This is a genomic window from Alteromonas sp. AMM-1 (assembly GCF_047290655.1).
Taxonomy (GTDB): domain Bacteria; phylum Pseudomonadota; class Gammaproteobacteria; order Enterobacterales; family Alteromonadaceae; genus Alteromonas; species Alteromonas mangrovi.
Window position 1 is genome coordinate 1 of sequence record NZ_JBLBUE010000103.1, and the last position, 12,301, is coordinate 12,301.

At 49.1% G+C, this 12,301-nt stretch carries 11 protein-coding genes, 1 tRNA gene and 1 pseudogene; 2 read left to right on the plus strand and 11 right to left on the minus strand.

Annotation, left to right across the window (positions count from 1 at the left end; all coding sequences use genetic code 11):
- Positions 1-27 precede the first annotated feature (27 nt).
- Positions 28-2,238 carry a tetratricopeptide repeat protein gene (locus ACLR2L_RS14335; RefSeq protein ID WP_413368958.1) on the minus strand — a complete coding sequence of 737 codons (2,211 nt, stop codon included), beginning with the start codon at positions 2,236-2,238 and terminating at the stop codon, positions 28-30.
- Between the two features lie 227 nt (positions 2,239-2,465).
- On the opposite strand from ACLR2L_RS14335, the gene ACLR2L_RS14340 reads away from it, so the two are divergent.
- Both ACLR2L_RS14340 and ACLR2L_RS14345 read left to right on the plus strand, forming a co-directional pair.
- Positions 2,466-3,542, plus strand: a complete 1,077-nt coding sequence (locus ACLR2L_RS14340; RefSeq protein ID WP_413368960.1) for an MFS transporter — start codon at positions 2,466-2,468, stop codon at positions 3,540-3,542.
- Between the two features lie 12 nt (positions 3,543-3,554).
- On the plus strand, positions 3,555-3,683 hold the full coding sequence (locus ACLR2L_RS14345; protein WP_413368963.1) for a hypothetical protein: 129 nt from the start codon (positions 3,555-3,557) through the stop codon (positions 3,681-3,683).
- Between the two features lie 57 nt (positions 3,684-3,740).
- Here the strand turns inward: ACLR2L_RS14345 and ACLR2L_RS14350 are convergent, their stop codons facing one another.
- From ACLR2L_RS14350 to ACLR2L_RS14395, 10 genes and pseudogenes are all read right to left on the minus strand, one after another.
- Positions 3,741-4,232, minus strand: coding sequence for a TIGR00645 family protein (locus ACLR2L_RS14350; RefSeq protein ID WP_140955977.1), 492 nt, complete (start codon positions 4,230-4,232; stop codon positions 3,741-3,743).
- A 47-nt stretch (positions 4,233-4,279) separates the two neighbouring features.
- A complete protein-coding gene (locus ACLR2L_RS14355) occupies positions 4,280-5,032 on the minus strand; it encodes a TerC family protein (protein ID WP_413368965.1) in 753 nt (250 codons plus the stop codon).
- Between the two features lie 126 nt (positions 5,033-5,158).
- Entirely contained in the window at positions 5,159-5,869 is a 711-nt protein-coding gene (gene nth, locus ACLR2L_RS14360) for an endonuclease III (protein WP_413368966.1), read from the minus strand.
- Positions 5,870-5,899: 30 nt separating this feature from the next.
- Positions 5,900-6,595 (minus strand): electron transport complex subunit E, encoded by a 696-nt coding sequence (locus ACLR2L_RS14365; protein ID WP_413368968.1) that lies wholly within the window; start codon positions 6,593-6,595, stop codon positions 5,900-5,902.
- On the minus strand, positions 6,596-7,237 hold the full coding sequence (gene rsxG / locus ACLR2L_RS14370; RefSeq protein ID WP_413368970.1) for an electron transport complex subunit RsxG: 642 nt from the start codon (positions 7,235-7,237) through the stop codon (positions 6,596-6,598).
- Entirely contained in the window at positions 7,237-8,328 is a 1,092-nt protein-coding gene (gene rsxD / locus ACLR2L_RS14375) for an electron transport complex subunit RsxD (RefSeq protein WP_413368972.1), read from the minus strand. The genes rsxG and rsxD overlap by 1 nt, the downstream gene beginning before the upstream one ends.
- Positions 8,325-10,826, minus strand: a pseudogene (gene rsxC, locus ACLR2L_RS14380) (electron transport complex subunit RsxC). Before rsxC ends, rsxD begins: the two are co-directional and overlap by 4 nt.
- Position 10,827: 1 nt before the next feature.
- A complete protein-coding gene (gene rsxB / locus ACLR2L_RS14385) occupies positions 10,828-11,394 on the minus strand; it encodes an electron transport complex subunit RsxB (RefSeq protein ID WP_413368974.1) in 567 nt (188 codons plus the stop codon).
- Complete coding sequence (gene rsxA / locus ACLR2L_RS14390; protein WP_140955970.1) at positions 11,394-11,975, minus strand: electron transport complex subunit RsxA; 582 nt, start codon at positions 11,973-11,975, stop codon at positions 11,394-11,396. The genes rsxB and rsxA overlap by 1 nt, the downstream gene beginning before the upstream one ends.
- A gap of 214 nt (positions 11,976-12,189) precedes the next feature.
- A tRNA-Asn gene (locus ACLR2L_RS14395) sits at positions 12,190-12,266 on the minus strand.
- Positions 12,267-12,301: the final 35 nt, after the last annotated feature.

A 12,301-nucleotide genomic window follows, 5' to 3' on the forward strand; every position in this document is an offset into this window, starting at 1 on the left:
GGGTGGTTCGACAAGATGGGGCTGATATCACTGCTGGATTGTCACCGACAGTTCCAGTGTTAATATGAACCGCCGTGGTACGGAACCGTATGCCCGGTGGTGTGAGAGGACGGGAGTTGTAAAACTCCCTCCTACTCGATCTGTCGCTAATTTTTCGTTGTGCTGCTGAAGCAGTGCCTGCGCTTCTTCGCTTTCTTGAAACATCGTGGTTACGAGCGGATCCAGTTCAGTCCACCACTGCAACCATCCATTATTTAATGCATTGGTAAAGTGCGAGATAAATCCATCAGTGTCGCCATTGAGGGCGCTAATTCGAGCAGACAAATACATTAGAATGCTGTCTTTAAATATTTTTATTTCTTTATTGAGTTGCTTTTGACAGGTAGAAATATATGCGTTCTGTGCAACCGGGTGTGTCTTTAATTCGGCTTGTGCCCAGGCAATTTCAATGGCCGGTGAGCAATAGGGCATGGCATACATTTCCTGTTCGGGAGTGATTTTTTCAAGCGCGATAAATAATTCCGCACTTTGGTTTATTTCCCCCGTCCAGCCTAAATAAATAGCCTGTTCAACTTTGGCCCAATAGTCATCGGGATCACTGGCTACCTGAAACGCTAATAACTCCACCAGTTGCTGCTTTTTTTGTTCTCGTACCAAAATAAATGCCTGATAGGTCAAGTCGTCCTCATCAATTAGCAGTTTGGCATTCTCCGTTAATCCAAGTTCAATAAGAATACTCGCTGCGCTATTGCGATAGTTGAGGTTGTCTTTAGACAGTGAATACGCCTTTAGCCAGTTTTCCAGACTCGCCGAATGTTCACCCGCCAGGTAATTCGCGTCAGCCAGGTTTACATACGCTTGCGGATAATCAGGGAAATCGTTGGTTAACAGCGTCAGATATGACCTTGCCTTTTCGTATTCTCCGCGCCGGGAATACTCAAATCCCATGTTAGCCAGGTTTGCTCTGGATATCGGATCCAGTGAAAGCGCTTGTTCAAGATCGGTTAGTGCCTGATCAAAATGTCCTAATTCCCGATGAACTAAATATCGCCACATAAACGCAATAGACAAGTTTGAGTTTACTGCTAGCGCTTTATCCAAATCAGTCAGGGCAGTGTCGTATTCCTCGGTCATGAACTCTACGTAGCCTTTTACAGCAAAGGCTTCTGCATTGTTGGGCTGCCGAACGATGGCCTTATCCAGATTTTGTTTGGCTAGCTGCGCAGCAATATTGGTGTTGAGTACGCCAAAGCGGCTTTCTCCTTCGGCTAGCAGTGCAATCGTATCGGCCAGTGCTACATAAGCCTGTGCAAACTCCGGATCGAGGGCGATGGATTGTTCAAACAGAGTGCGAGCGGCTTTCATCGATTCGGTGGTTTGCAGCCGGTATTGTTCTTTGCCTTTTAAGTACATCACATAGGCGTCGGTACTGGTGGTGGTGGCGAATGCCTGAAAGGAACCTGCTTCAATGTATTTGTCTTGCAACAAATTAACCACAGCACGGCCAATTTCGCTTTCCAATTTAAAAACGTCTGAAAAGTCTCTGAGGAAGTTCTCAGTCCAAAGCGTATGGCCATCTTGCGTATTCACCAGTTCAACACGAATCTTAATGCGGCTACCTTGTGCTCTTACGCTACCGGTTAGTACGGTTTGAACATTCAGGCGACGGCCTATATCAACCGGCGACAGGCCTTTTTCTGCGAGAATTTGACTGGATTTAGAGGCCGCAACCCTGAATCCGTCGGTACGCCCCAACAGGCTGGTAAGTTCTTCAGCTAAACCGGATGCTAAGTAGTTTTGATCGCGTTCCGGGCTTTGATCGGTAAAGGGAATAACGGCAATTGAGTCAGCCTGCATCACTTGCTGCTGGCCTTCACTTGCTGCCTTATAGTCTGCTTCGATGGCAGTAAAAAAATGCAAACCAATGAACACGCACAGCACTCCGATGCCGCCTAACCCCAGCCAACTGCCCGGGCCAAGGGGTTTTAAAGTCTGACCATCAGCTGGAGGCGTTCTGTGGATCCCGTCTAAGCTAATATCAAAATGCCACGACAGATAGGCAATAACCGGCAGTCCACAGGTTAGCGTGAGGATCACGGCTGGGCCTACCAGCGGGTGCATGTCAATTAAACCGGAGAATACTTCTACTACCTGCAAAACCAGCCAGGAAATACCTAAATAAGCCAATACCGACTTAATCACATTCCGGCGTTTAAGCTCTGTTAAAAAAACGTTCATTATTATGGTTATCCAGCGCTTGTACGGTTATGTTCTGTGCTATCTTCGAGGATATCTGATTATAACTTAATCGCTTTTTAGCGATTGATCCAGCGACGGATGTGTTAATGAAGCATAAATCAGGCAGAAATCCACATGGTTACATTCATAGCGTAATAACCTTAAGAAGTGCGTTATAGTGGGTATTTATCCTAGCGAAATAAACAACTGGATTTCCGAAAATCAACATGTCTCAATATAAATCACTTTTCAGTGTCGCCATAGCCTTCGCTTGCGTGTTGCTGGCGCTTAACTTTGGACTGCGCTCTTCCATGGGATTCTTTATGGCACCGGTGTCTGCCGAATTTGGTTATGGCAGGGAGGTGTTTGCTTTTGCACTGGCGCTGCAGAATCTGTGGTGGGGATTGTTTCAGCCAGTGGCCGGTGCGTTTGCTGATCGGTTCGGTACGGTTAAAACTGTGGTGGCAGGTACTCTGCTTTATGCGCTGGGACTTTATGTCACCGCTACAGCGGATACGATTCAAGGCTTGAATGTGGGCGCAGGCTTTTTGATGGGAATGGGTATTGCCGCAACCGGTTTCGGGGTGGTATTGCCGGCCATGGCCCGTATGGTCTCACCGGAAAAACGCTCTTTTGCATTGGGTTTGGGCAGTGCAGCTGGCTCTGCAGGGCAATTGCTGGTAGTGCCTGTGGCACAGTCGTTTATTGCCGGTTATGGTTGGAGCATAGCGCTTTTGCTGATGGCGGGTTGCGCTTTGTTAATGATGTTTTTAGCGTCCCCTCTGCGTGAAACGACAAAACCTACCGGGCAAACGGCTGCTTCTGACAAGAAGCAGTCGATGTCGGAAGCGCTGCGCGAGGCGTGTACCTATTCACACTACTGGCTATTGGTAGCGGGTTTCTTTGTATGTGGTTTTCAATTAGCGTTTATTACCGTGCACATGCCGGCGTTTTTGAGTGACAGGGGCTTTGCCTCTGATGTTGCGGTTGCCAGTTTGGCTTTGATTGGATTGTTTAATATATTTGGTTGCTTGCTATCTGGCTCCTGGGCAGGCAAGTATTCCAAGGCGAAAATACTCACAGGTATTTATGCATTACGTGCGGTTTCCATTGCCGCGTTTATGTATTTCCCCATGTCAGCGCATTCTGTTTATGCCTTTTCAATTATTACGGGCTTACTGTGGTTAGCTACGGTGCCTCCCACGTCCGGGCTGGTGGCGCAAATGTTTGGGTTGCCTTACATGGGATTGTTGTATGGCATTGTGTTTTTAAGTCACCAATTACGCTCATTCAGTGGAGTGTAGCTGGGTGGCTACTTGTTTGACGTTACCGGCTCTTACGATGTGGTGTGGTGGGCGGCCTGCGGCATTGCGGTGGTCACTGCGCTACTGCATTTGTGGATTGATGAACGTCCGGTTGAACGCTTGAGAGTGGTAACCGCTTAGCGTGTTTGTTTCCTGAAACCAGGTGTGAATCTGGTTTCAGGAAGGATACCTAGCCTATTAATGCTTGCGGGTTGATTTGTCCAGTGTACCCATGGCATAGGCCGAGATAACGAATGTGAGGTGGATCAACACGTACCACATGAGCTTGTCGTTATCGATATTCTTCGCATTCATAAAAATTTTCAGTAAATGTATAGACGAAATGGCTACAATCGACGCGGCAACTTTGCTCTTGAGTGAACTGGTGTCCAGTGTGCCCAGCCACGCCAATTTTTCGGTGCCTTCTTTCAGGTCTATTTGCGACACAAAGTTCTCGTAACTGGTAAACATCACCATAATGATCAGGCCCGATACCAGTGCGATGTCAATCAGCGATAACACCACCAGAACAATGTCTGCTTCGCTGATTTCCAGTACGTGGGGCAGCAGGTGAAAGAGTTCCTGAAAAAACTTAATGCCCAAGGCCACCAAAGCCAGGCTTAACCCAAAGTAAATAGGCGCAAGTAACCATCGTGACGCATACATTACGCGTTCTACCCAAGCTTCCAAGTTGCATTCTCCTGTTTGATAAACTTAAAAAATTTTGTGCTACATGTTTAAAGACTATCCGGGTCTTTCTTTGCGAGCCGGATAGTATGTCTGGCTTTTCTGTTTCGCAACTGAATATTCAGGAATTCTACCAATACCGAGAATGCCATGGCGAAATACACATACCCTTTGGGGATATGCAGGTCGAAGCCTTCGGCGATTAAGGTAAATCCAACCAGAATCAAAAACGACAGTGCCAGCATTTTAATGGTGGGGTTGGCATCAACAAAATCGCCAATGGGTTTAGCGGCAAATAACATCACCGCCACCGCCCCTACAATTGCAATGGCCATTACACTTACATGCTCGGCCAGACCAACTGCGGTAATTACGGAATCCAGTGAAAACACCACATCAAGAATGGCGATCTGGATAAGAATCGACATCATACCCGACACCGCATTGGATTCGCCAGAAGCAACATTTTCTTCAAAGCTGTTGTGAATTTCATGGGTGGATTTTGCCAGCAGGAACAGTCCACCCAAAATTAAAATAATATCTCTACCGGAGATGGCTTCGCCAAAAAGCGTAAACAGGGGATTAACCAGCCCCATTACCCAGCTTAAACTAAATAACAGCATTAACCGGGTGATCATGGCTAACGACAGGCCAATGCGCCGGGCTTTATTTCGCTGCGCTTCAGGCAAGCGTGAAACCAAAATCGAAATAAAAATGATGTTGTCGATGCCAAGTACAATTTCCAGGGCCATTAAAGTAGCCAGTGCAACCCAGGCATCGGGGCTTGCTATCCAGTCGAACATTTTGATTTGACTTAGTTAAATAAAGTGATTTATGGTAACAAACTGCATCGTGCAGGAATATGGCAGCCTGATGAATTCAGGCTTTTTTATTTTTATCGTTATTACAGAAAATTTCGATGGGTGTGATTAACGCTTTGTTGCTGACTTTTTCTGTTTGGCCAGTCGCTTTTTCTCCTGCTCCTTCAGCACGTCGTTAATAAAACGCTTACGGCCGTACTGACGGGTAATAATGCAGTTGTCCAGCACAAAGCCTCTGGCCGGGCAGTATTCACGTCCGTAATAAATAATTTGCAGGTGCAGGTCGTTCCAGCGCTCTTTAGGGAACAGGCGTTTGGCATCGCGCTCGGTTTGTTCCACACTTTTGCCGTTAGACAAGCCCCAACGGTACATCAGGCGGTGAATATGGGTATCCACCGGAAAGGCGGGTACACCAAATGCCTGGGACATTACCACTGATGCCGTTTTGTGGCCTACACCTGGCATGGCTTCAAGTGCCTCAAAATCCTGTGGTACTTCACCGCCGTGCAGTTTTATGATCATATCCGACAGATGCCAGATACCTTTTGATTTCATCGGCGACAAGCCACAGGGTTTGATGATTGCCTGGATGTCGTCAATGCTCATTTTCACCATATCAAAGGGGTTATCGGCCCGGGCAAACAATTTTGGCGTAATTTGGTTTACCCGCTCGTCGGTGCACTGGGCAGACAATAATACCGCTACCAGCAGTGTATAAGGGTCTTTGTGATCCAGTGGAATGGGTATTTCCGGGTACAGTTCATCCAGAATGGTCATGATGGCCTGTACTTTTTGTTGTTTTGTAAGGGAACTACTCATAATGGGTACCAGTTTATACGCTTTGAATTACTAATTTTCGGCAGTCACGCGTGCGCGAACCACGGTTTTGGGCGCATTTGCGGCCGCTTTTTCGGCCAGCCGTTTATCGATAATATTTTTCAACGCAATCAAAAAGCCCAGTCCCAGGAATGCGCCAGGAGGCAATATGGCCAGCAAAAACGGATTATCGGGGCTAAACAGGGTGATTTGCCAGTTTGTCGCTACAGGGCCAAACAGCCGCTCTGCGCCGTGTAACAATGTGCCGTTGCCCAGTGCCTCACGGATACCACCCAGAATAACCAGAACCAGAGTAAAGCCCAGTCCCATCATCAGTCCGTCAAAGGCCGATGCCGCTAGGGGATTTTTGGACGCAAATGCCTCTGCACGGCCAATAATCGCGCAGTTGGTAACAATCAGCGGAATGAATATCCCAAGGGCCAGATACAATTCGTAGGTATAGGCATTCATCATCAGTTGAATTACGGTTACGAACGCAGCAATGATCATGACGAAAACCGGAATGCGGATGGCCGAGGTGACATAATTGCGAATCAATGACACCGTTGCGTTTGAGCCAATAAGCACCAGCGTTGTGGCTATGCCCAGTCCTAAACCATTAATTACACTGGATGTAACTGCAAGTAACGGGCATAACCCAAGCAACTGCACCAGTGCGGGGTTGTTTTTCCACAAGCCTTCGAGTGTGAGCTGTTGATACATACGCACTTACTCCTGTGATTCTGCCTGGGCAGGGCAGTTGGTGGGTAAATCAAATAACCGGGTCTGCTGGTGATTAATGTAATCCAGAGTGCGGGCTACTGCGCCCACTACCGCTCTTGGCGTAATAGTGGCTCCAGTGAACTGATCAAACTGCCCGCCATCTTTTTTTACCTGCCAGCGTTTAGCGTCTTCAGGCTGGTATACCTTACCGTTGAATCCCAGCATCCAGTCGCTCACTGCCATGTCTATTTTGTCGCCCAGTCCGGGGGTTTCAGCATGATCCAGCGCTCTTACGCCGAGTACTTCACCTTGGGTATTCACCCCAAGAATTAAATGAATGTTGCCACTGTAACCATCCGGCGCGGTAAATTCTGCGGCCAGTGCGGCATTATTGCTATCCAACCGGGCGCGATACACCGCGTGCAAGCCACGGCCAAGTTCAGGGGTATCGAGTTGCACACAGTCCAGTGCCAATTGGTTGTTGTAAAGCGCGGGCGGTACAACCTCATTTAAGGTGCTCAGCAGTCGTTTGGCGCGCTGTTCAGCAATTTTCTGTGCGGTACTTTCGTAGGTAAACGCAATGAGGGCTGTCGTAATTAAGGCGAATAAGGCCAATAACCCACCGTTTTTCAATATGCTGTTGGGCATCAGGCGTCTCCCTCTGAAGGCTTTTTCCTGGGCTTCTGACCATACACTCTTGGCTGAGTGTAATAATCTATCAGGGGAACGGCCATATTCATGATCACCACGGCAAATGCCATGGCATCGGGGTAGCCACCAAAGGTGCGTATCATTACTACCCAAAAACCAATAGCAGCACCAAATACCAACCGGCCTTTAGGCGTTGTGGAGGCAGAGACGGGATCTGTTGCAATAAAAAATGCGCCCAGCATTACTGCACCATTGGTCCAGTGAAATAAAGCAGAGCCATATAAATCGCCATTGATAAGCTGCAAAAAGACGGCGGTTACCGCAACACTGGCTAACAGCGAGACAGGAATATGCCAGCTAATAATGCGCAATTGAATGAGCAATACGCCGCCAGCTAAGTACGCCAGTGCAATCCAGCCCCAGCCAGCGCCAGCGGCTTCGGTTATTCCGTTGCCGAACAATGGGGGGGTAAGGGCTTCCGTGTAAGTGTATCCCTGACTCAATTGGGTTTTAACGTAGTCGAGAGGGGTTGCCATGGTAAAACCATCGGCACCCGCGCGCAGCTGAGTAAGATCGTATCCCGACTGACTAAACCCGGTAAATATTACGGATACGGCGTCACCAAACGACAAGGTATGCAGTGCCAGCGAAGATGGTGGCAACCAGCCACTCATAGCGGCAGGGAATGAAATTAACAGCATCACGTATGCTGCCATAGCTGGATTGAATAAATTGAATCCCAAGCCGCCATAAAGTTGTTTAACAATGGCAATAGCAAACCAGCTGCCCAGCACGGTCATCCACCAGGGCAACAATGGCGGTAAACTTACCGCCAGTAACAGTGCAGTAACGATGGCACTGTAATCGGCGATAGCCTGGCCTATTTCACGCTTTCGCAGGGCGACAATAACCGCTTCCGTAACCACCGCAGTAATGGCTGCTAACAGCATTTGTATTATCACACCCCAGCCAAAAAATACGACCTGAGCAATGACGCCAGGGATCATGGCGTACAGTACCCAGCGCATAACCTGATCGGTGGTGCGCCGAACGTGTTGGTGAGGAGAACTCGATAGGGTTAACTTCATGCGTTATCTTGCTCCTGCTCGTCACTGCTGTTTTCTTGCGCCGCTTTTTTAGCTTTGGCGCGCGCAACCGCAGCGGCAATTTTGGCTTTGCGCTGGGCTTCGGGACTCATTGAGTCGTCGGTTGATTCACTATTCTCGCTGGCTACTTCCTGAACTTGCGACGGCGAAGGCGAAGGCGACGACGAATCAGTTGCCGCTTTTTTCGCTTTTGCGCGGGCTACCGCGGCGGCAATTTTGGCTTTGCGCTGGGCTTCTGGGCTCAGTGATTCGTCGCCATGCCCGTTTGTCTCTTCCGTTTCACTTGGCGAGGCCTGAATTACACTATCTGACTCTGTCGACGCCTTTTTCGCTTTCGCACGTGCTACTGCTGCAGCAATTTTGGCTTTGCGCTGTGCTTCGGCATCATCAGTTACGGTAGTCGCTGATGTTTCAACCGGTTCAGCGTTTTCGACGGACGTTTGTATATCGGTTTGTTCAGCGTTGCTATCAGCTTCAACCGCGGCTTTTTTGGCTTTCGCTCGTGCAACGGCCGCAGCGACTTTGGCTTTGCGTTCTGCGGCGGGATCCGTTACTGCTGTCTCAACACTATCGGTTGTTGCTGAAACTGTGCTTGCGCTAGCATCCCCCGAGTCCTCTGCAGGGCTAGTCAATCCGGCTTTTTTAGCCTTAGCGCGAGCAATCGCCGCAGCCACTTTGGCTTTGCGATCTGCATTGGCATCGTGTCCGGTGCTGCTTTCTTGTGACACGGTATCGCTTGTTGATTCAGCATCGGATGCGCCAGCTGCTAGCTGAGCTTTCTTCGCTTTTGCTCTGGCAATAGCTGCGGCCACTTTATCTTGCTTTGCGTCAGATGATGTTCTTTGCGGGTCAGCTTCTGAAACGCCTTCAGCTTCTGATTGCTGCGCTGCCTTTTTGGCTTTCGCTCTGGCCAGTGCGGCGGCAACTTTATCTTTGGCTGGACTGGCGGCGGTGTCGTCATTATTGGTAACGGCCGCGCGTTGTTGCTGAGCTTCCATTGCCTGTTTACGCGCTTCCGCGGCCTGACGATGTTTAGCTTCGCGCTCTTCTTTTTCGCGCTCTAGCCTCGCTTTACGCGCTTCAAACCGTTGCCTGGATTTTTCAGCTTTGTCTTTTTCGTCTTTCTGAACACGAATTTGCGACTTGGCTTTGCGATAGTAATGCACCAGTGGAATTTCGCTTGGGCAAACGTACGCACAGGCTCCGCACTCAATACAATCGAATTAATTGTATTCTTCGGCTTTGTCCAATTCGCCCGCTTTACTGTGCCAGTACAATTGCTGGGGTAGCAAACTGGCAGGGCAGGCGTCGGCACACGCACTGCAGCGAATGCAAGCGAGCTCACGCTGATTCATTCGCAGTTCTTTTTTGGCCGGTACCAGAATGCAGTTGGTGGTTTTCACCACGGGCACGTCGGTTGACGGCAGGGTAAAGCCCATCATGGGACCGCCCATGATCACTGTTGGGCTGGCCTGACGCTTGGGTTGATAACTGCCTTGCGCCAGCAGTGTCTGAATTGGCGTGCCAATCAGTGCCCACACATTTTGCGGGTGCTGAAGCGCCTCACCCGTTAAGGTTACCACCCGTTGAATCAGCGGCTTGCCGTACAAAATGGCATCGGCAATGGCATAGCTGGTGCCTACGTTAAACATCATTACGCCAATGTCGGCGGGCAGGCCGTCACGCGGGACTTCACGCCCGGTAAGCACCTGAATTAGCTGTTTTTCACCGCCTGCAGGGTATTTGGTTGGCACCGACACTACGCGAATTTGTGCATTGTCTTCGCACACTTTTCGCATTGCCTCATAGGCTTCAGGCTTGTTGTCTTCAATACCGATAAGGGTAACTTTAGGTGTGAGCAGGTGACGTAAAATATCGATACCCTGACGGATTTGCCAGGCGTGTTCACGCATCAGGCGGTCGTCAGAGGTAATATAGGGTTCGCATTCCACGCCGTTAATAATTAAAAACTCAACGGTTTTTCTGGCGGTTGATTTAATGTGCGTTGGAAAGCCTGCGCCGCCCATTCCGGCTATACCTGCATCACATATTGCCGCTATCAATTCATTGGGCTCAGCATGAGTGTAATCAGTAAAGCCACTTATGCTTGTCCATTGATCCTGGCCATCAGGTTTAATTACCACGCAAAGCTCTGCAAGTCCGCTGGGGTGCGCAGTGGTGCGTTCTTCTATTGCAATTACGTCGCCCGACGTTGGGGCGTGCACCGGCACAGAAAAAGGGTGGGGGCTTTGTGTTAACGGCTGACCTTTCAGCACGCGATCACCCACTGCAACTAAACAGCTTCCCGCAGTACCAATGTGCTGCTTTACCGGAATAACCAGTGTTTGTGGTAACGGTAATGTACCAATAGACGTTTGGTTTGACAGGGATTTACGGCCGTCAGGATGAACACCACCAGGGAAGTCCCATAGCTTTTGTTGATCCAGACGCTGAAGTATTTGAGGAAAATCGTTTGGCATATCAGGAAATCACTTTCACCGGAATATCGCCCTGAGGCGTTTGTGAGAAATCCCATTGCCAGGATGCAGTGGTGGGGTTCACTGTTACCATGTCGATACAGTCTACCGGGCAGGGTTCAACACATAAATCACAGCCTGTGCAGGCATCGGTTATTACGGTATGCATTTGCTTGGCCGCACCCACTATGGCATCCACCGGGCAAGCCTGAATGCACTTAGTACAACCAATACACTCGTCTTCGCGAATATAAGCTACTTTGGGGGCGTTTTCTTCACCGTGAGCGGCGTCCAGTGGCTTGGCTTCCACCCCCATTAAATCAGCCAGTTGTTTAATGGTCGCTTCGCCACCTGGCGGGCATTTGTTAATGTCGTCACCATTGGCAATGGCTTCTGCATATGGCTTACAACCGGGGTAGCCACACTGGCCGCATTGTGTTTGAGGCAACAGCTGGTCAATTTGCTCAACCAGCGGATCACCTTCAACGTGAAAACGAATGGCGGCGTAACCCAGTGCCAACCCAAATCCCAGGGCCATGAGTCCCAGCGCGATCAATGCCACAACCATCATTACACTTTCACCAAACCGCTAAAGCCCATAAACGCAAGTGACATTAAACCTGCGGTGATCATGGCAATCGATGCGCCTTTGAAAGGGGTAGGGACGTCAGCTGCTGCCAGTCGTTCGCGCATGGCCGCAAATAAAATCATGGCAAGGGAAAACCCAACAGCGGCGCCAAATCCGTACACAATACTCTGAATCAGATTGTGCTGTTCGGTGAGATTGAGTAATGCAACGCCTAGTACCGCGCAGTTGGTCGTGATAAGGGGCAAAAAGATGCCCAGCAGACGGTAAAGGGTTGGACTGGTTTTGTGCACTACCATTTCAGTAAATTGCACCACAACCGCAATCACAAGAATAAAACTAATCGTGCGTAAAAAGCTGATGCCCAATGGCTGTAACAAATAGGTTTCTACCAGATAACTACACACGGACGCTAAGGTGAGCACAAAAGTGGTAGCCATAGACATGCCAATGGCGGTTTCCAGTTTGCTGGAAACGCCCATAAAGGGGCATAAACCCAGAAATTTAACCAGTACAAAATTGTTGACTAACACCGTACTGATAAGAAGCAGGAAAAATTCAGTCATTGCGATTTAGTAATACCAACCAGGCCAGTAGATTAAGGATAAATTTACGCATTCATAATCGCGGCATTATCTCTTATTTTTCGAGTAATTAAAAACGTATACTGGAAATTTGCGCCGACTGATCTACACGTGCTGACGAATTAATCAATAAACTGGGAAAGTTGTTATGGGATTTGTTGCTAAGCGGGATGCTCGAAGGTAGTTGAGCCAAAAGTGGCTCCCCCTCCCCGACTCGAACGGGGGACCTGCGGATTAACAGTCCGTCGCTCTAACCAACTGAGCTAAGGGGGACCTGTGTTTCAACGGCTGCGAATATTAATGAGGTA

Excerpts from the sequence above, each read along its gene's own strand:
- rsxD (WP_413368972.1), bottom strand. The coding sequence starts at position 8,328 with ATGAAGTTAACCCTATCGAGTTCTCCTCACCAACACGTTCGGCGCACC.
- ACLR2L_RS14355 (WP_413368965.1), bottom strand. The coding sequence starts at position 5,032 with ATGTTCGACTGGATAGCAAGCCCCGATGCCTGGGTTGCACTGGCTACT.
- rsxA (WP_140955970.1), bottom strand. The coding sequence starts at position 11,975 with ATGACTGAATTTTTCCTGCTTCTTATCAGTACGGTGTTAGTCAACAAT.
- rsxG (WP_413368970.1), bottom strand. The coding sequence starts at position 7,237 with ATGCCCAACAGCATATTGAAAAACGGTGGGTTATTGGCCTTATTCGCC.
- ACLR2L_RS14340 (WP_413368960.1), top strand. The coding sequence starts at position 2,466 with ATGTCTCAATATAAATCACTTTTCAGTGTCGCCATAGCCTTCGCTTGC.
- ACLR2L_RS14335 (WP_413368958.1), bottom strand. The coding sequence starts at position 2,238 with ATGAACGTTTTTTTAACAGAGCTTAAACGCCGGAATGTGATTAAGTCG.
- rsxB (WP_413368974.1), bottom strand. The coding sequence starts at position 11,394 with ATGATGGTTGTGGCATTGATCGCGCTGGGACTCATGGCCCTGGGATTT.
- nth (WP_413368966.1), bottom strand. The coding sequence starts at position 5,869 with ATGAGTAGTTCCCTTACAAAACAACAAAAAGTACAGGCCATCATGACC.